An 18532-nucleotide genomic window follows, 5' to 3' on the forward strand; every position below is an offset into this window, starting at 1 on the left:
CGAGACCGTGCGCCGCCCGCGCGGCGCTTCGCGAGCAAGCCCGCTCCTACATCTGTTTCGGGCCAGTTACGTCTGTGCCATTGCCTGGCCCGCCCTCTGGGCTGGACGCCATATTCCGGGGGAGGCGTTAAATAAAAGATCTAATGGCATGTTTTTTTGTTCTTTTACGACATAAGCCCAATTCTCTATAACAGACAATGCCGCGCCACCCACTGTTGCCCAGGACACTGTTGCCACAGCAACAGCCATTCCACAGACCCTGGCCACAGCGACAGCCGCCGCCCCCACTCGCCAGGCCGGAAGCCAGGCACCGCGGGGTTTCCAGGGATTGGTACGGTGCTTGCTCAGGACCCTCCACTGTCCATCGAGCCACTGTTGAGGATTTGCCATGTCTCGCCCGCTGAATGTTGTCGCTGTCTCCGGGGGCACTTACCGCCCTTCCCGCACCCTGGTGCTGACCCAGGCCATCCTGGCCGAGCTGGGCGCGTTGCTGCCCATCACCCCCCAGGTCATCGAACTGACCGATATCGCTCGCCCCTTGGGCGCATCGCTATCGCGCCAGGAAGCCAGCCATGAGGTGGAGGCGAGCCTCAAGGCCATCGAGGGCGCCGACCTGCTGATCGTCGCGGCACCGGTCTATCGAGGCTCCTACCCGGGGTTGCTCAAGCATCTGTTCGACCTGGTGGACCTCAATGCCCTGATCGACACCCCGGTGTTGCTGGCCGCCACCGGTGGCAGCGAGCGCCATGCCCTGGTGCTGGACCATCAGCTTCGCCCGCTGTTCAGCTTCTTCCAGGCCTTGACCCTGCCCATCGGCGTGTACGCCACCGAGGCGGATTTCGCCAACTACCAGATCACCAGCGAGCTGCTGCAAGCGCGTATTCGCCTGGCAGCCGAGCGCGCCGCGCCGTTGTTCGGCGCACTGGCCACCCACCTGCGCAAGATCGCCTGAGGAGTTCACATGGACGTTTTCTGGTTTCTGCCCACCCACGGCGACGGGCATTTCCTGGGCACCACCCAAGGCGCCCGCCCGGTCACCCTCAACTACCTCAAGCAGGTGGCCCAGGCCGCCGACAACCTGGGCTACCACGGGGTGCTGATCCCCACCGGGCGCTCGTGCGAGGACTCCTGGGTGATCGCCTCGGCGCTGGTGCCATTGACCGAGCGCCTGCGCTACCTGGTCGCGATTCGCCCAGGCATCATCTCGCCCACGGTGTCGGCGCGCATGGCCGCCACCCTCGATCGGTTGTCCAATGGCCGCCTGCTGATCAACGTGGTCACCGGCGGCGACCCCGATGAAAACCGCGGCGACGGCAGCTTCCTCAGCCACGCCGAACGCTACGAGGTGACCGACGAATTCCTGCAGATCTGGCGCCGCGTGCTGCAAGGGGAAGCCGTGGACTTCGCAGGCAAGCACCTGCACGTAGAGAATGCCAAGGCCCTCTACCCACCGGTGCAGAAACCCTACCCGCCGCTGTATTTCGGCGGTTCCTCAGAGGCCGCGCACGCGCTGGCCGCCGAGCAGGTGGACGTGTACCTGACCTGGGGCGAACCGCCCGCCGCCGTCGCCGCCAAGCTGGCCGACATTCGCGAACGCGCGGCGCGCCATGGCCGCCAGGTGCGCTTCGGTATCCGCCTGCACGTGATCGTGCGCCCTACCAGCGAAGAAGCCTGGGAGGCCGCGAACCGCTTGATCGAACACATCAGCGACGACACCATTGCCGCCGCCCAGCAGTCGTTCGCCCGCTTCGATTCCGAAGGGCAACGGCGCATGGCCGCCCTGCACGGTGGGCGCCGCGACCAGCTGGAAATAGCCCCCAACCTGTGGGCCGGCGTTGGCCTGGTGCGCGGCGGCGCCGGCACTGCGCTGGTGGGCAACCCCACCGAGGTGGCGGAACGCATCAGGGAGTACGCCGACCTGGGCATTGAAAGCTTCATATTGTCCGGCTACCCCCACCTGGAAGAAGCCTACCGCTTCGCCGAGCTGGTGTTCCCGCTGCTGCCTGAACCCTACGCCAGCCTCGCGGGGCGCGGCATCACCAACCTGACCGGGCCGTTCGGCGAGATGATCGCCAATGACGTGCTGCCCAGCAGCAAGGCGGCCTCATGAGCCCATCGTCTTCAGCGCTGGACATCGCCCGCGCCCTGGCCGCCGACTTCGCCGAAACCGCGGTGGAACGCGACCAGCGCGGCGGCACGCCGAAGGCCGAGCGCGACGCCCTGCGTCGCAGCGGGCTGCTGGCCCTGAGTATTCCCAAGGCATTCGGCGGCCAGGGGGGCACCTGGCAGGACACCCTCGGGGTGGTACGCGAACTGGCGCGGGTCGACAGTTCAATCGCCCATGTGTTCGGCTTTCACCACCTGATGCTGGCCACCGTGCGCCTGTTCGCCAAGCCCGAACAATGGCAGCCGTGGTTCGAACAGACCGCACGCCAGCAATGGTTCTGGGGCAATGCCCTCAACCCCCTGGACACCCGCACCGTGATCCGCCGCTTCAACGGCTGGTGCGAATTTTCCGGCAAGAAAAGCTTTTGCTCCGGCGCCGCCGACTCACAGATGCTCATCGCCTCGGCGGTGGACGAAAACGCGGGCGGCAAACTGCTGATCGCCGCCATTCCCAGTAACCGCAGCGGCATCACCCTGCACGATGACTGGGACAACTTCGGCCAGCGCCAGACCGACAGCGGCAGCGCCAGTTTCGAGCGGGTGCGTGTCGAGCAATCGGAACTGCTGCTTGACCCCGGCCCCTTGAGCACGCCCTTTGCCTGCCTGCGGCCGCTGATTGCCCAACTGACGTTCACCCACATGTTCCTGGGCCTGACCGAGGGCGCGCTGGAAGAAGCGCGCCACTACACCCTTCACGAGACCCGGCCCTGGTTCAAGTCCGGCAGCCAGGAGGCCCGCCTGGACCCTTACGTGCTGGCCCACTATGGCGAATTCTGGGTCGCCCTGGAGTCGGTGCGCCTGCTGGTGGAGCGTGCCACCCGCTTGCTCGACGAAGCCTGGGCCCGGGGCCCGGCGCTGACTGCCGAGGAGCGCGGGCATGTGGCCGTGGCCATCGCCACCGCCAAGGTCGCTGCCAGCCGCCATGGCCTGGAGATATGCAGCCGACTGTTCGAGGCCACGGGCGCACGCGCCACCCACGCCTCGCTGCGCCTGGACCGCTACTGGCGCAACCTGCGCACCCAGAGCCTGCACGACCCCATCGACTACAAGCTTCATGAACTCGGCGACTGGGCATTGAACCAGACGCTGCCGATTCCCACTTTCTATTCCTAGAGACCGCCCATGCAGTTATTGACCTTGCCGCCCTCGCCTGCCCTCGCCACCTCGATCCGCGCCACCGCCCAGGTGTTCGAAGACCCCAAGTCCAAGGCGCTGCTGGCCCACCTGGAACAGATAGCCCCCAGCGAAGCCAGCGTGTTGATCATCGGTGAAACCGGCACGGGCAAAGAGCTGGTCGCCCGCCACATCCACAACCTCAGCGGGCGCCGCAACCGCCCGTTCGTGGCGGTCAACTGCGGGGCGTTTTCCGAGTCGCTGGTAGAAGCCGAACTGTTCGGCCATGAAAAGGGCGCCTTCACCGGTGCCCTCAGCGCCAAGGCCGGCTGGTTCGAGGAAGCCAACGGCGGCACGTTGTTCCTGGACGAGATCGGCGACCTGCCCATGGCCATTCAGGTCAAGCTGCTGCGGGTGTTGCAGGAACGGGAGGTGGTGCGCCTGGGTTCACGCAAATCCATCCCCATCGATGTGCGGGTGCTGGCCGCCACCAACGTACAACTGGAGCGGGCCATCAACGCCGGGCACTTTCGCGAGGACCTGTACTACCGGCTGGACGTGGTCAGCCTCGACCTGAGCCCGCTGCGCGACCGGCCCGGCGATATCCTGCCGCTGACCCGGCACTTCATCGACGCCTACAGTCAGCGCCTGGGCTACGGCGCCGTGACCCTGAGCGCGGCGGCGGAACACAAATTGCGCAGCTACCAATGGCCGGGCAACATCCGCGAACTGGAAAACGTCATCCATCACACCTTGCTGATCTGCCGCAACGGCGTGATCGAGCCCGAAGACCTGCGCCTGTCGCACATGCGCATCGAACGGGCCGACGATAGCCAGGCCACCGATGATTCGGCCGAAGCACTGCTGGAGCGCGCCTTCCAGAAACTGTTCGGCGAACAGGCGGGCGCCCTGCATGAAAAGGTCGAGGACGCACTGCTGCGCGCCGCCTACAAGTTCAGCCACTACAACCAGGTGCACACCGCCAACCTGCTGGGGCTGACGCGCAACGTCACCCGCACGCGGCTGATCAAGATCGGCGAACTGGCGGTGAACAAGCGCCGGCCCGGGGAAACCATCCAGCAGGACCGGGTGCTGCAGTTGTCGATCTGAGCGACGTGCGCCGTGGCAGGTAACGCACACCCTGGGTGCAGAACCGTTGCCACTGAAAAACCTCGTGAACGCTCATGTGACCCGCAGCGCCTGCACCTGAACCGTACGGGGCGCCGCGGCGCCGTGGTCCAGGCACAGCAGGCGGCCTTGGGCATCAAATAGCAACCAGTGGCCATGGTCGTCCTGCACATGCACGAACACCCTGCCGGGCCAACTGACCTTGGCCAGCAGCCTGCACCGTTGCGCATCGAAGAAGCGTACCTGCTGCTGCCCCCCGAGAACCGGGTAGACCACCACCAGGTGCTGGCCGTTCCACGTCAGGCTGACGCTATCCAGGTAGCGTTCGTCCAGGGCCGGCAAGGGGTAGCGTTCCTTGCCCGCCTGCACGGCCCACTCGCCGCTGCCGTCGCTGGCCAGGTCGAACTCCAGCACGCTGCCATCGCCGCCAAAGGCCAGCGCCCCAGGGGGGCCGGGGCGCCGAGCCACCGGGTCGCGCGCCTGCAACCTGCGCTCTGGCAGGCGATAGCACCAGCGCTCCAGGCTGCCATCCGGCCCGTTGAGCAAAATGTTTTCCTCATGGGACCGGGTACCGATGACCCACACCGGACCGGGCAGGTCAGGCACTTGCCACAGGGTCGCCAACCTGCGGTCCACATCCAGCACGCGCAGGTGGTTGCCCTTGGCCACGGACCAGGCCGAGCCATTGAAGTGGCGGGCGAAGCTGTCCAGAGCCAGCACGCCCAGGTCCTGAAACCCTCGGTTGGCCAGGTCAAGCTTGCTGACGCGCCACACCGACTCGCGACGAATCAACGCCAGTGCCACCTGGCGGCTATCGCCCATGACCAGGTGGCTGGCAGGCACGGCGAAATACGTGAGCGCACGGCCTTGGGCGTTGACCACCGCCACCCCTGACTCCCCCAACGCCACCAGGCTTCGGTCAGGGTCCAGCACCCGCGCATCGAGCACGGCCCGAATCCCGGCGGCCGGCGCTTGCCACTGGGGTGGCGATGCCAGCTGCCACCAGCGCGTCGGCTTCTCGGGGCGGTAGTCCAGCGCCGGCATGTCCGCGCGTAGCCAAGGGTCGTTCGCCAGCGTCACGAGCGTCTTGATCACGTCGGCACGCACGGCGCGGTCCTCCACCACGGCCCCCAGCAATGCTATGGCCAGCTGCGCGCAGGCTGCCGAGGCGCGGCATTCATGGTGCAGGAGGGCCAGAGCGATGGCCGAGCGTTCGCTGCCACGCGCAGGGTCATCGCGTACCGCCAGCACGTACTCCTCGTACCGCGCCAGCGTATCGGGCAGCAGCACGGCACGCTTGACCAGTGCCTCTGCCGCGAGCGCCTCGCCCCCGGCCTCGGCGCTCAGTAGCCAGGCCACTGCCCGAGGGCGCTCACCGGCCAACGGCCAGACCGCGTCCACGGCCGGCAGCCAGCGGCCCTGATCGGCCAGCCAGTTCGCCCACTCCAGGCGCAGGCGCGCCGCAGGCCCCGGCCATTTACTTTGCAACGCCAGCACTGCCTCGGCGAACGCGCTATCCCGGCGCGCTACCTGCACCGCGCGCTCCCAGTCGTCGGCCAGGCACAAGTGCCGGACAATGGCGGCCGCCGGCTGGTCCCAGGCCAGTGCCAGTTCGGCGGCCTGCTGGAAACGCTGGTGCGCCTCCAGATAATCCAGCGCCTCTTGCCGCGCACTGAGCAGCTCGGCCAGGACAAATACTGCCTCATCGATACGCCCCTCGCGGTCCAACCGGGCGAAACTGGCCCGGTACACCTGGCGCAGGTGACTGCTGAAGTCTTCGGGCAGGTTCAAGGACCGCGTCGGGGCTGCCGCCGTCGTGCGCAGGCGCAGGTCGGCGCGTGGGGTCGGCGTGCCGAAGGCCGGAGGCCCTGGCTGCTGGGCGCTGTCCAGGGGAATGGCATGGCGCAGGGCCTCGGCCATCTGGCCCTGCTCGAACAGGTCGAGCATGCGTTGCAGGTAGGCCGCCTGACGCTTGCCGAACACCTGCCCCAGCCGCGACTGGTCCAGGAACCGACCCAACCAGCGCTCGAGGAAGCCGGGAACGAACGCGTGGGCCTGGCGCCGCGGCGCCAATGCCTTGCGGGCCCCGGTATTTGCCGCCAGCGCCTGCATGACCTCGGCGCGCTGGCCGGGCGGTGCCTGCACGGCATTGCCGAGTACCTGGCGCAGCGGGCGCGGCGCCTCCTCGACCACTGATGGCGACGTGGCAGCCGGGCACGCTTCGTAGGTGTCCTGCCACACATAGCCATCCATGCACAGCCAATGGCCGGGCTGCAGCGGTTCGGCGTCCACCAGGCGCAATGCCTGAACCTGCCCGCCGCGTACCAGCCAGGCGTCGGCGGCCGGTAGCCCGGCCCGCTCCCTGGGCAGCAAGGGCGCCGAGCACAGGGTGCCATCGAGCAAAATCAACGGCCAACCCAGCAGCGGCTCACAGTGCTGGCGTTGCGGCGCAGGCCAACGCAACAAGTCACCGTCGGCGAAGCGCCAGGCCCGGCTACCGGCCCGCCAATGCGTGAGCAACAGCGCCTGGCGTGCCGGTTCGGCGAAGCGTTGCGCGGGCAACCACAAGCCCGCCACGGCATGGACGCCGCGCAACAAGGGTTGTTGTACGGTCTCAGTCATGGCGGGCACCTCGGGTAACGTCATCGGTGCACAGCACCTGCAGGCGCATCAAGCGCTCGCGCACGGCAAACACCAGTAATTCGCGCTGGCGGGTCAGCACCGCAAGCATCCCGCTGACCGCGCAGAAACTATAGTGGGCCGAAGGCGCGGTACAGGTGAACAGCGGTTCCACCTGCTGGTCCTGGTAGAGGAAAAAGCTCTGCCGGCTGGTACTCATCAACACCAGGCTGAAGCGTCCGCCTGCCGCGTCGTGGAGCAGGCCGATGGCCTGGTAGCCGCGTGCCAGGTTGACCGCATGCTGATGCCGCGGATCGTCAGCGCGATCATGCACCTGCCAGGTACCGGTGCTGCCCCGGCCGTGGTACACCGCGCAGGGCACGAACCCGCAGCGCGGGCCCGGCGAGCCGGCAAACAGCACTTGGGTAGCGTCGCGCCCAACACCCAGGGCACTGCCCTGCCGGTAGAAGTCTTCATCGTGCAGAACCTCCAGGAACAACTGCCCGCTCTGTTGCCTGACATACGCGAGCGATGCCTGGCCGACCTGGGCCAGGCCCAGTACCCCACTGGCCTCGGCATGCAGGCGCCGGGCCGGCGCCGCCGTGGGCTGCCAATACACCAGGCGGTGTTGGCGGTCCAGGCAATACACTCGCCGATCACGCCGGCCCAGCCTGACGAAAGGCAACTGGGTCGCGGTGCCCACGGGCATCTGGAAGGTCTCGCGAGCCGGCACCTCGATGCCGTCGAACCGCGGCATGTGCCAGAACGTCAGGGTGGCCGCGTCCGACAGAATGGCCGTGAGCTGCTTGCCGAAAAAAGCGCAGGCCACCGGTTTCAAGCGCCGCGGCCAACAGTGCCGGTGGGCCCGGGGCGTCTTGTCGCTGCCCGCCGGGGGCAGTTGGAACACCAGGGCGCCCGGTTCATCCAGCAGTTGCAGGGCCACCTGGGTGCCCTGGGCTGAAATCACCGGGGCGAAGGTCAAGGCCACGCGCCAGCTCTGCCCTGGCAACCGCCGGGTCACCGGCCGAGTACCAAACTGGCCGGTCAGCAGGCGCTGGCTGGCCGCCGCATCCGGCAAGGGCAACACCACCTGGCGCGGCGGGCGGCCTTCGATGCACACGCCCATACCCTGGCCGTCCAGGGTACGCTGCACCCGCAGGCGATGGCTGAACGGCAACGTCTCGCCAGCCAGACGCACGCCCACCCCCCAGCACTGGGCAAAGGGTTCCTGGGCATCGAGCCAGGAACGCCACGCCTGCCAGTGCGACGGTTGCACCGCAACTTCGGTACGCGCCGCCAGCATCTGGCGCAGCGCTTGCGCGTTGTCCATCGGCGCCACCTGGCCAGGGGCTTGCAGCGTGCCCCAGAGCAATTCGCCACCCGCCGCGCGAGCACGCCGCGCCAGCAGAATCATCAACGCCAGGTGGACCAGCCGCGGGGCGCCCCACTGGGTGGGGCCGGCGTCGAACAACACCAGCATCTGCCGGGTGGCTTGACGCGGGCGTTGGCGTGGCGCCAGAAACAGGTGTTCCCCGGCCACCGCACGGCGCAGGAATTCATCTGGCAGTGCATCGGCCAGCAGCCACTCACTGGCCAGCAGCCGCTCATAAGGCCCCCGCCTTTGCAGGTCGCCCAGGCCATCGGGCTCGGGGGCGCCCCCCGCCTGGCTATCGATCACGGGCCCGAGCAGCGCGCCCAGGCGCGGCAACAGGTCGGCCAGGCTGGGCCACAGCGCCGGGTCGAACCAGGCCAGCCATTCGGCCCAGGGCTTGAGGCGATCAGGAAGCTGCATGGCGGCCCCACTGCGATTGGATATGGGCCAACTGCCCCGCCTCGGCCAACGGCCATTGGCGGTCCAGGGGGATAACACGCGCGGGCTCGCGCCACAGCAACAACGGCCGCCGCGTGACGCGCGTGCCGAGCGCCTGCAACAGCCACTCGGCGGGCACCTGCGGCTGCCAGCGGGTGGGCAGCCACAACCCAGGCGCGTCGGGGTCCGGTGCCGCGTACTCGATACCCTCTACCCAGGGCAAGTCGGCGGTGGCGCCGATGACCATCAGCAACCCGTCGCTGGCCGCAACCGTCAACCGCTTGCAGGTGGCCAAGGGCAGTTGCGCCAGGCGCGCGTGCAGGCGCGGCGCCACTTCACCCCAGGCCACCGCCGCCTGCGCGGCCAAGGGCTGGGCGCGGGGCTGCCACTGCCAGGGCAGGCTCACAGGGCGAACGAAGTGTGCGCCGCCAGCCGGCCGCGCAGTTGGCGCAGGTCCTCGGGCAAGGCATCGGCGGCAAAGTTGGCGTCTATTTCCCGCAACAGGCTCTCGCGCTCGGCCGCGACGCTGGCGGCCTCCTGCGCCAGGCATCGGGTCGCCGCCTCCACCAGCCGGGCCAGGCGCGACAGCGGTTGCTGGCTGGCGGCTTCGACCGCACTGAACAGATGGCTGCTGGCCGAGCGCTTGAGCAGTTCGCTCAAGACCTCGCGGCCCTGCTGCTGTGCCTCGCGGGTTGGCAGCGCATACAGCAGCGGCCAGAGATCGCCTTCCCCGGCGACTGTACGGCCGTTGAGCACCGCGGCAGCGGCGATCAGGCGCTGGGACTTGACGATGCGCCGGTCCGACAGCACCAGCCCGGCGTCCCGCAGGCGCCGCACGGCACCGGCCAACAAGGGCCGAACCGCTTCCAGGTCGACGTCGGCGCTGGCCAGCGCCAGGGTGTCCAGCTGGGCCAGGCTCAGTTGCGGCAATACCGGCCGCCGCTCGGCCTGCCAGCCGCCGCTGAGCAGGGCTTCGAGCTGTTCATCGGCCACCGGTTCAATGAACAGGTGCAGCAGAAAGCGGTCACCGAAGGCGGCCAGGCCTTCGTCGTCGGGCAAGCCGTTGGCCGCGCCCACGCACACGCGCAACGGGCAGTCGAGTTGGGTATGGCCACGGCGAAAGCGGCGTTCGTTGAGCACGCCCAACAAGCTGTTGAGGATGGCCGTGGAGCCCAGGAAGACTTCGTCCAGGAACACGATGTCGGCTTCCGGCAGCATCCCGGTGGTGTCGGTCTCGACCCGGCCTTCGCGAAGCTTGTGCAGGTCGACGGTGCCGAACAGCTCGGACGGTTCGGTGAACCGCCCCAGCAAGTATTCGAAATAACGGCCACCCATGGCCTGGGCAACCCGGCGCACCACGGCACTCTTGGCCGTCCCCGGTGGGCCCACCACCAGGATGTGTTCCTGGGCCACGGCCGCGAGCACGATCAACTCGGCGAGCTGTTCACGGCCAACCAGCCCTTCGATGGCGACGCGCACGGCGGCGCGTACCTGAAGAGCCGCTTCCTGCAACGAGGCATGCATGGGTAACGCTTCCCTGACTGATCCAGGCGGCAAGACTGCCCAAGGCGCCGCACAAATGCAACGCGGGCGTGCCCGCACGGTTCAGTCAGGGGTGGGCTCGCACAGCCGCAGGCGGTTGCCGAACGGGTCGGTCAGGGTCATCTGGCGCCCCCAGTCCAGGGACTCGATGCCGGGCTTGAGGTAGCGGTACGGGCGGGCCTGCAACTCACGGTGCAGCGCCTCGACCCCGCTCATGGTCACGAACACCGTGGCGCCGGGGCTGGCATCGCCATGGTGTTCACTCAAGTGCAAGGTCAGCCCCGCACGGGAGACCTGCAGGTACAGGGGAAAGTCATCGCCGAAGCGGTGCTCCCAGTCGACCTGGAAGCCAAGGAAGTCCAGGTAGAACTCCCGCGCCTTGGCCACATCGAAAATGCGCAGCACCGGCGCGGTCTGGGTGAAGCTGACGACAGTTTCAGCGGGGTTCATGCACGGGTCCTTGTGAAGGGTCGAAGGTGTTCAGGTAGGCGCAGAACATGTCTGCCATGGCCTCGGCGTAGTCATGTACCTCGGCCGTCGTGCGCGGGCTGGCGGAAAAGCGCTTGCCCACGGCGCTCAGGGTGGACACCAGCAGATCACACGCCAGCGCTCGCGTCGAGGGGCTGGCCTGGGGCAGCACCGCCATCAGGAAGGTGTCGAAGCGCGCTTGCCCCGCCGCCCGCGCCTGGTGCGCCTCGGGCGCGTCGCGGTACAGCGGGGCTGCGTCATCCAGGGCCACGCGCATGGCCGCTTCGTCGCACTCGGACTGGATGAACACATGCACCAGCGTGCGCAGGCGTGCAAGGGGCGGCTGACGCGGGTCCTCCAGAATGCTGCCGAGCAATTCGCTGGTCTGGCGCCATTCCTCGGTTTGCAAACGGAACAGGATCGCGGCCTTGTTGGGGAAGTACTGGTACAGCGAGCCAACACTGACGCCGGCCCGCTCCGCCACCCGTGCCGTGGTGAAACGCCGGGCGCCTTCGCTGGCCAAAACCTGAGTGGCCGCCTGGAGGATCACCGCCACCAGTTCTGCCGAACGGGCCTGGCGTGGCTGTTTTCGCGGGCTGATCGGCGGGTTCTGACGGTCGCTCATGGGGCTCCGGGAATGCGAATAGAAAACATGAAGGATTCGTCGCATTCTAATCCCACGTCATTCACCACGCCACCTGGAGTCACCATGACCACCCTGACCGCCGCCCCCCTTGCCGCCCTGCTCGACCGCCTGTTCACCGAAGCCGAGGCCAACCGCCCTGATCTCAGCGACGCGCCTGAAGCAGAGATCACTCGCCTGATGCACAGCAAGACCGACTACCTGGCGCTGTACACCCGCCTGAAGGACTTCCCCTTGCCGGTGTCGCGCGAAACCGGCCGGTTGTTGTACCTGCTGGCGCGCAGCAGCCGCGCCACCTGCATCGTCGAGTTCGGCACCTCGTTCGGGCTGTCGACCCTGCACCTGGCCGCGGCGCTGCGCGATAACGGTGGCGGCCACCTGATCAGCAGCGAGTTCGAACCGTCGAAAGTCCAGCGAGCGCGGGAACACCTCAGCGCCGGTGGCCTGTCGGACCTGGTGGACATCAGGGTCGGCGACGCCTTGCAGACCTTGGCCCATGACCTGCCTGAACGTATCGACCTGGTGCTGCTGGACGGCGCCAAGGCCCTCTACCCGCAGATCCTGGGGTTGCTGGAAAGCCGCCTGAAACCCGGCGCCCTGATCGTCGCCGACAACGCCGACCACAGCCCCGAGTACCTGGAAAAAGTCCGCGCGGCCAATGGCGGCTACCTGTCGCTGCCGTTTGCCGAGGATGTGGAGTTGTCCATGCGCCTGGCATGAGCACGCACGCCAGGCACACCGCATGCACGCCAGCAGGGTAACGTCAGGCGCCGACTTCCAGCAGCTTGCCATCGCCATTGAACTTGCCCGCCTGGTAATCGCGAATGGCCTGCTCGATCTCACCACGGGTGTTCATCACGAACGGCCCGTGGGCGACGACCGGCTCATCAATGGGGTCGGCATGGCCGAACAGCAGCACGGCGTCGCTGCTGGCGTCGATCGCCAGGGTGTCGCCGTCATCATTCACGGTCACCAGGTGCCACGGCTTGACCGCCGTGCCGCCAACGCCGACCTGGCCGCTGACCACGTAGAGGAACACGCTGCGACCCTTGGGCGCGGGCAATGAGACCTGCGCGCCGGCCTGCAGGGTGACGGTGCTCATGAACACGCCAGTGAGCGAGTGGATCGGCCCCGGGGTACGCTGGAACTCACCCGCGATCAGGTTGAGCACCGCCTTGCCCTCGGGCAGGGGAATGGCCGGGATGCCATCGGCCTGCACGCCGCTGTAACGCGGCGCGGTCATTTTCAAGCGCGATGGCAGGTTGACCCACAGTTGCAGAATCTCCAGCGGGCCGCCGCTCTGCTTGAAGCTCGGTGGCGACACTTCAGCATGGATCAAGCCTGAACCGGCGGTCATCCACTGCACACCACCGGCCTCGATCACGCTTTCGTGGCCGCCGGTGTCGTAATGGGCCAGGTTCCCGGTAAGAATGAAGGTCACCGTCTCGAAGCCCCGGTGCGGGTGCGGGCCGAACGGCAGGCCATTGTTGTTCGGCGCATACACCTGCGGGCCGTGGTGGTTGAGGAACAGGAACGGGTCAACCTGCTCCAGGCCTGGGCCTGGCACGGGGCGACGGGTCACCAGGTCGGCGATGTCATCGCGGTAGGCCGGATAGGTCGCGGCGACGGTGCGGCTGCTCATGGGTGTGCCTCGGGGATGCAAAAAAAGGAAATGGTACGCGCTGTGACCGCCAGTGTCTTCGCCCCCTGGTGGGACAGTGCGTCCCATTGCAGGCGCACAGCGGACAATAAAAAACCCGCTGCCACCCAGAGGGCGACAGCGGGTTTTCAGGCGAGCGTCTTACTTGCTGTCTGGCAGCGCGTAAGCGATCACGTAGTCGCCACGGTCAGGCGACTGGCGAGCACCGCCAGCGGTGATGACCACGTACTGCTTGCCGGTCTTCGGCGAGACGAAGGTCATCGGGCCGCCCTGGCTGCCGACTGGCAGGCGGGCTTTCCAGGCTTCTTCGCCGGTTGCCGAGTTGTAGGCGCGCAGGTAGTAGTCCTGAGTACCGGCGATGAACACCAGGCCACCTTGGGTGGACAGGGTACCGCCCAGGGTCGGCATGCCGATTGGCATTGGCAGGCCCATCTTGATACCCATTGGGCCGGTGTCCTTCACAGTACCGACCGGAACCTGCCAGGCAATCTTCTGGGTCTTCATGTCGATGGCCGTCAGGGTGCCGAACGGTGGCGCCTGGCAAGGAATGCCGGCTACCGACAGGAAGCGGTTCTTGTTCACGGCGTATGGGGTGCCTTTGAGCGGTACAGCGCCCATGCCGGTGTTCAGGGCTTCACCGCCCGACGAGGCCTTGGCGTCTTTCTGCTGCGGCACCATCTGGCTCCACAGGCCCAGACGCATGTCGTTGACAAAGATGAAACCATGGACCGGGTCGGTCGACAGGCTGCCCCAGTTCATGCCGCCCAGGGAACCTGGGAAGCTCAGGGAAATGTCGGTACCTGGCGCGGTGTACAGGCCGTCGTAACGCATTTTCTTGAACTGGATACGGCACAGCATCTGGTCGAACGGCGTGGCACCCCACATGTCCGATTCAGTCAGGGTCTGCGCGCCGATCTGCGGCATGCCAACCGATTTCGGCTGAGTCGGGGAGTACGGTTCGTTCGGAATGTCCGACTTCTTGACCGGAACTTCTTCAACCTTGGTCAGCGGCTGGCCAGTGTGGCGGTCCAGCACGTAGATCTGGCCGGCCTTGGTACCGATCACCACGGCCGGAACCTTGGTGCCGTCAGGCTTGGCGAAGTCAGTCAGGGTTGGCTGCATCGGCAGGTCGAAGTCCCACAGGTCGTTGTGGACGGTCTGGTAGACCCACTTCTCTTCACCGGTGGTGGCGTTCAAGGCCAGTACCGAGGCACCGTACTTGTGGTTCAGGGCGGTACGCTCTACACCGTAGATGTCGGTGGACGAGCTGCCCATCGGCAGGAACACCGTGTTCATGCTTGGGTCATAGGACATCGGCGCCCAGCTGTTCGGCGTACTGCGCACATAGGTGCTGCCGTCGGCAGGGGCTTTCTTGTCTTCAGGGTTGCCCGGGTCGAAGGCCCAGCGCATGGCGCCGGTCACCACGTCGAAACCACGGATCACGCCGCCAGGCATGTCGGTCTGGACGTTGTCGGCCACACGGCCGCCGACCACTACGGTGGTACCGGCCATCAGCGGTGCCGAGGACAGTTGGTAGTAGGAGTCAGGTACGTCACCCAGGCCGGCTTTCAGGTCGATCTGACCGTTGTTGCCGAAGTCCTTGCAGTATTCGCCAGTGTCGGCGTCAACGGCAATCAGGCGGGCGTCGATGGTATTGGTCAGCAGGCGACGCTGGCACATGGCGCCAGGGGCGACCGAGACCGCGGCGGCCGGGGTGCTGCCGTCGGTAGGTGCGGCGACCGGAGTGGTGGCGTCGAAGTACGCCAGGCCACGGCAACGCTGCCAGACCTTGCTCTGGGCATGCACATCACGCTTCCACAGCTCTTTGCCGGTGTCGGCGTCCAGAGCGATGATGTTGTTGTGCGGGGTGCAGATGAACACCTTGTCGCCAACCTGCAGCGGGGTGTCCTGGTCTTCCGCGCCGTTGCCGTCGCTGATGGCCACGTCACCGGTATGGTAGGTCCAGGCCGGGGTCAGCTTGGAAACGTTGTCACGGTTGATCTGGTCCAGCGCGGCGAACCGGCTGCCACCTTCATCATTGCCGTAGTGTTTCCAGTCTTTCTGGGCGTGGGCAGGGTCGACCTTGGTCAGGCCCGGGCCGTCACCAGTCGGGGAAACGGTGTCATGCGGGATGAACATGCCATAGGCACCACCGGCCACGGCGATGGCCAGCAGCACGGCCAGGGCGTAGCCGCCGTTGCCGGGCACCAGGCCATTGGCCTTGCGCAAGGTCGGGTAGACCAGCGCCACGACCAGGCTGAGGACGCCCAGGGCGAACAGGCGCGACACCTGCGGCCAGAACACCAGGCCAGCATCGGCCACGGACCAGATCACCGACAGGATCATGACCAGGGCGAACAGCCAGGCACCGGCCAGACGTTGTTTGAACAGCAGTACGGAGGAAACCAGCATGCCCAGGCCAGCCAGTACGAAGTACCAACTGCCGCCCAGGGAAGCCAGGTAACCACCCAGGCCGGTATAGAGCAAGGCAAAAACCAGCGTGCCGAGGCCAGCCAGCCACATGGGCCAACGGGCGACGGACGCCGAATGTGTGTTGTTAGTCATATGTGCATGATCCTACTGACGCATGAACGTTGTGGGGAAGTTTTCAGAATAGTGGAGGTCACGGCTTTTGGTGCCGTTTGTGACCCATCTCACCAGGGAACGCGCAATAAAATGCAGGCCACCCGCCGACGAGACGACACGCCAGCATGTCGGGGAGACCATCTGAACGCAATTAACTAATCAGTTAGTTACTAGATGTAATCATACCAAAAAATGCCGGCCCTGCGACAAGTTGTCATTCGAATGCGCAAGAAACACTGTTGTCGGGGCGGTAACAATAGAAGCACGTGAGTGACGTGCCGGTAGCGCCAGGGTCCGCTGAAACATCGTGAAACGATGAACTGGTTGGCCTATCGCCACCTGGCCGGTTCAATGGGATCTTTTCCCAGGGAGAACCTCATGCCAACCAGCCAACTCATCCTGCTCGTGCTCATCGGTGTCGTCGCCATGGCCTGGGGCGCCCACCTGGACCTGAAAAACCGTCGCAAGGAGAAGGCCGAGCGCCAGGCCGCCGAACAGCGCGAGGCGTAAGGCAATGATCGGTCACCTGCAGGTAGCTGCCACAAGGGCGCGCGGTATGCCTGAGCAGACGGGTTCGCCTGGTTCGTCAGCGAGCTGTGCTCCAACAGGGGCTCAGTGGTCTTTCCAGGGTGCTCAATGATCAGGCAGGCGCCCGAGCAGCGCGGCCAGCTCCCGCCACGGGTATTCATCGCGCCGGGCGCAACAGCCCGGCCGGTGAGCAAACGCCACGCCGGGTTGCGTGGCCGTCTGGTACGCCTGGCACTGGGTACACACCAGCTGGCCGCTTTGCACGGCCCAGCGAAAGGTCCAGCTGGCCAGGCGATCACCAGGGCTCATGCTGTTGCGCAGTGCTTGCGCGATTTCTTCCATCACCCCCATGTCGCTCATGGCTCGCCCCGCCTGTCTGATGTCCTACCTCAGGCTATCTTGACAAACAAATGTGTCCGGTGCCGTACAACCCGAGGCCCGGGACGGCCATAGGGGTGCCCAATTCGGCCATGTCCTGCTAATTGAATTGCTCACGGTACTGCGCCGGCGTGCGCCCCAGGCGCTCGCTGAACAACAGCCGCATGTGCCGAACACTGCCGAACCCGCTCTTGAAGGCCACGGTCTTGAGCGGCAGTTCGGTGCTTTCCAGCAGATGCCGGGCACGATCGATGCGGGCGTTCTGGATAAACGCCATGGGCGTCATCTGCACATCGCGGGCGAACACTCGGCCCAGGTGCCGTGGGCTCATGGCCGCCACCTCGGCCAGGCGCTCGATGCTCAGGGGTTGTTCCAGGTTTTCGAGGATGAAGTGCTGCACGCGCGTCACCGGGGAATCCTGGGCAGCCACTTCCGCCACCAGCGGGCTGAACTGGGCCTGATCGCCCTGGCGACGCATGATCACCAGCAGCACCTTGGCCACGTCCAGGGCTACTTTGCGGCCATGGTCCTGGGCCACCACCGACAGGGCCAAGTCGATACCCGCGGTGACGCCGCCGGAAGAAAGCAGCTTGCGGTCGTGGATATAGATGTCTTCGGTGCCCACCAGCGCCTTGGGAAACGCCTTGATCAGCCGCTCGGTGTAGTGCCAGTGGGTGGTCACCCGGTGGCCATCGAGCAAGCCGGCATGGCCGAGGATGAAGGCGCCAGTACAGATCGAGCCGTAGTGCTTCACTCGCTGGGCGGCGGCCTGCAGCCAGGCCACCAGAGCGGCATGCTGCTGGTTGTAGGCGCCGGGGCCGCCGGGCACCAGCAACAGGTCGATGTCACCGCTGACGTCCTCGATGCCGTGGTCGGCCAGCACGGTAATGCCGCTGGAGGCGCGCACGCTGCGCTCGGGGCTGGCGCACGTGGATATCCGGTAATGCTGGCAGGGCGCCAGGTAGCGGTTGGCGATGGAAAACACTTCCACCGGACCGGCCATGTCCAGCAGCAGAAAATCGGGGTACAGCATGATCGCGACGTGTTTCATGTCCAGGGCCTTGCCAGCTTTTCATGCAGGCGACAGTACCCTGTCCGGCGGGAATGGCAAGCGTTTGCATCACAGGCGGCCCCAGTGGGACCGGGCGAAGCTCGGAAAAACAACACCGCGCACATGGGTAACAACGCGGCGATCGTTTCCCTAGCTTCGCCCGGCCCCACGGGGGCATGAGCAGCCCAGGAATTACTTGCTGTTGGTCAACGCCACGTAGCTGTTCATCAGGTTGCGATAGTTGGGCAGGCGCTGGGACAACAGGTTGCCCAGGCCTTCGATGTCATTGCGCCAGTCGCGGTGCAGCTCGCAGGCTACCGCGAACCAGTTCATCAACTGCGCACCGGCGGCGGTCATGCGTGCCCAGGCAGCTTGCTGCACGGTCTCGTTGAAGGTGCCCGAAGCGTCGGTGACCACGAACACGTCAAAGCCTTCGGCCAGGGCCGACAACGTCGGGAACGCCACGCAGACATCGGTGACCACCCCGGCGATGATCAGTTGCTTGCGGCCAGTGGCCTTGATGGCCTGGACGAAGTCGGCATTGTCCCAGGCATTGATCTGGCCGGGGCGCGGAATGTACGGCGCATCGGGGAACATTTCCTTGAGCTCGGGCACCAGCGGGCCGTTGGGGCCTTTCTCGAAGCTGGTGGTGAGAATGGTCGGCAGGTTGAAGAACTTGGCGCAGTCGGCCAGGGCCAGTACGTTGTTCTTGAACTCGTTGGGCGAGAAGTCCTGTACCAGCGAGATCAGGCCGGTCTGGTGGTCAACCAGCAGTACCACGGCGTCGTCTTTGTTCAGGCGGTTGTAGACGGGTGCGTTGCTCATTGCGGACTCCTGCAA

17 protein-coding genes are annotated in these 18532 nt (G+C 66.2%); 6 read left to right on the forward strand and 11 right to left on the reverse strand.

Going from position 1 to position 18532, the window contains the following annotated elements; genetic code table 11:
* Positions 1-388: 388 nt before the first annotated feature.
* Genes msuE through QBK88_RS28095 form a run of 4 tightly spaced genes read left to right on the forward strand, consistent with a single transcriptional unit; the run spans position 389 to position 4389 of the window.
* Positions 389-952, forward strand: a complete 564-nt coding sequence (msuE, locus tag QBK88_RS28080; RefSeq protein ID WP_268141512.1) for an FMN reductase — start codon at positions 389-391, stop codon at positions 950-952.
* A 9-nt stretch (positions 953-961) separates the two neighbouring features.
* Positions 962-2110 carry an FMNH2-dependent alkanesulfonate monooxygenase gene (gene ssuD / locus QBK88_RS28085; protein ID WP_277964630.1) on the forward strand — a complete coding sequence of 383 codons (1149 nt, stop codon included), beginning with the start codon at positions 962-964 and terminating at the stop codon, positions 2108-2110.
* Entirely contained in the window at positions 2107-3279 is a 1173-nt protein-coding gene (locus tag QBK88_RS28090; RefSeq protein ID WP_268141508.1) for an acyl-CoA dehydrogenase family protein, read from the forward strand. Before ssuD ends, QBK88_RS28090 begins: the two co-directional genes overlap by 4 nt.
* A 9-nt stretch (positions 3280-3288) precedes the next feature.
* Positions 3289-4389, forward strand: coding sequence for a sigma-54 interaction domain-containing protein (locus QBK88_RS28095; protein ID WP_268141506.1), 1101 nt, complete (start codon positions 3289-3291; stop codon positions 4387-4389).
* A 72-nt stretch (positions 4390-4461) separates the two neighbouring features.
* On the opposite strand, the gene QBK88_RS28100 is transcribed toward QBK88_RS28095, so the two are convergent.
* The 6 genes from QBK88_RS28100 to QBK88_RS28125 all read right to left on the reverse strand — a co-directional run bounded on the left by QBK88_RS28100 (position 4462) and on the right by QBK88_RS28125 (position 11471).
* Positions 4462-7029 carry a bpX6 domain-containing protein gene (locus tag QBK88_RS28100; protein ID WP_277964631.1) on the reverse strand — a complete coding sequence of 856 codons (2568 nt, stop codon included), beginning with the start codon at positions 7027-7029 and terminating at the stop codon, positions 4462-4464.
* A complete protein-coding gene (locus QBK88_RS28105) occupies positions 7022-8818 on the reverse strand; it encodes a hypothetical protein (protein ID WP_277964632.1) in 1797 nt (598 codons plus the stop codon). Before QBK88_RS28105 ends, QBK88_RS28100 begins: the two co-directional genes overlap by 8 nt.
* Entirely contained in the window at positions 8805-9242 is a 438-nt protein-coding gene (locus QBK88_RS28110; RefSeq protein ID WP_277964633.1) for a bpX5 domain-containing protein, read from the reverse strand. The genes QBK88_RS28105 and QBK88_RS28110 overlap by 14 nt, the downstream gene beginning before the upstream one ends.
* Positions 9239-10360, reverse strand: a complete 1122-nt coding sequence (locus QBK88_RS28115) for an AAA family ATPase (RefSeq protein WP_277964634.1) — start codon at positions 10358-10360, stop codon at positions 9239-9241. The genes QBK88_RS28110 and QBK88_RS28115 overlap by 4 nt, the downstream gene beginning before the upstream one ends.
* 81 nt (positions 10361-10441) lie before the next feature.
* A complete protein-coding gene (locus tag QBK88_RS28120) occupies positions 10442-10828 on the reverse strand; it encodes a glyoxalase superfamily protein (protein ID WP_277964635.1) in 387 nt (128 codons plus the stop codon).
* Positions 10815-11471, reverse strand: a complete 657-nt coding sequence (locus QBK88_RS28125) for a TetR family transcriptional regulator (protein WP_268141493.1) — start codon at positions 11469-11471, stop codon at positions 10815-10817. The genes QBK88_RS28120 and QBK88_RS28125 overlap by 14 nt, the downstream gene beginning before the upstream one ends.
* 84 nt (positions 11472-11555) lie before the next feature.
* On the opposite strand from QBK88_RS28125, the gene QBK88_RS28130 reads away from it, so the two are divergent.
* The gene (locus QBK88_RS28130; protein WP_277964636.1) at positions 11556-12209 is read left to right on the forward strand and encodes a class I SAM-dependent methyltransferase; all 654 of its coding nucleotides are present in this window, start codon (positions 11556-11558) and stop codon (positions 12207-12209) included.
* 43 nt (positions 12210-12252) lie between these two features.
* Here QBK88_RS28130 and QBK88_RS28135 read toward each other — a convergent pair whose 3' ends face one another.
* On the reverse strand, positions 12253-13131 hold the full coding sequence (locus tag QBK88_RS28135) for a pirin family protein (protein ID WP_277964637.1): 879 nt from the start codon (positions 13129-13131) through the stop codon (positions 12253-12255).
* A gap of 159 nt (positions 13132-13290) precedes the next feature.
* Positions 13291-15714, reverse strand: a complete 2424-nt coding sequence (locus QBK88_RS28140; RefSeq protein WP_277964638.1) for a glucose/quinate/shikimate family membrane-bound PQQ-dependent dehydrogenase — start codon at positions 15712-15714, stop codon at positions 13291-13293.
* 399 nt (positions 15715-16113) lie between these two features.
* Here QBK88_RS28140 and QBK88_RS28145 point away from each other — a divergent pair, with 399 nt between their 5' ends.
* Complete coding sequence (locus tag QBK88_RS28145; protein WP_268141483.1) at positions 16114-16245, forward strand: hypothetical protein; 132 nt, start codon at positions 16114-16116, stop codon at positions 16243-16245.
* A gap of 123 nt (positions 16246-16368) precedes the next feature.
* Here the strand turns inward: QBK88_RS28145 and QBK88_RS28150 are convergent, their stop codons facing one another.
* The 3 genes from QBK88_RS28150 to ycaC form a co-directional block, all read right to left on the reverse strand.
* Complete coding sequence (locus QBK88_RS28150; protein WP_277964639.1) at positions 16369-16623, reverse strand: hypothetical protein; 255 nt, start codon at positions 16621-16623, stop codon at positions 16369-16371.
* A 118-nt stretch (positions 16624-16741) separates the two neighbouring features.
* A complete protein-coding gene (locus QBK88_RS28155; protein WP_277964640.1) occupies positions 16742-17692 on the reverse strand; it encodes a GlxA family transcriptional regulator in 951 nt (316 codons plus the stop codon).
* Between the two features lie 192 nt (positions 17693-17884).
* Complete coding sequence (ycaC, locus tag QBK88_RS28160; RefSeq protein WP_268141477.1) at positions 17885-18517, reverse strand: isochorismate family cysteine hydrolase YcaC; 633 nt, start codon at positions 18515-18517, stop codon at positions 17885-17887.
* Positions 18518-18532: the final 15 nt, after the last annotated feature.

The sequence above is a fragment of the Pseudomonas sp. RIT-To-2 genome, from assembly GCF_029623465.1.
Lineage (GTDB): Bacteria > Pseudomonadota > Gammaproteobacteria > Pseudomonadales > Pseudomonadaceae > Aquipseudomonas > Aquipseudomonas silvicola.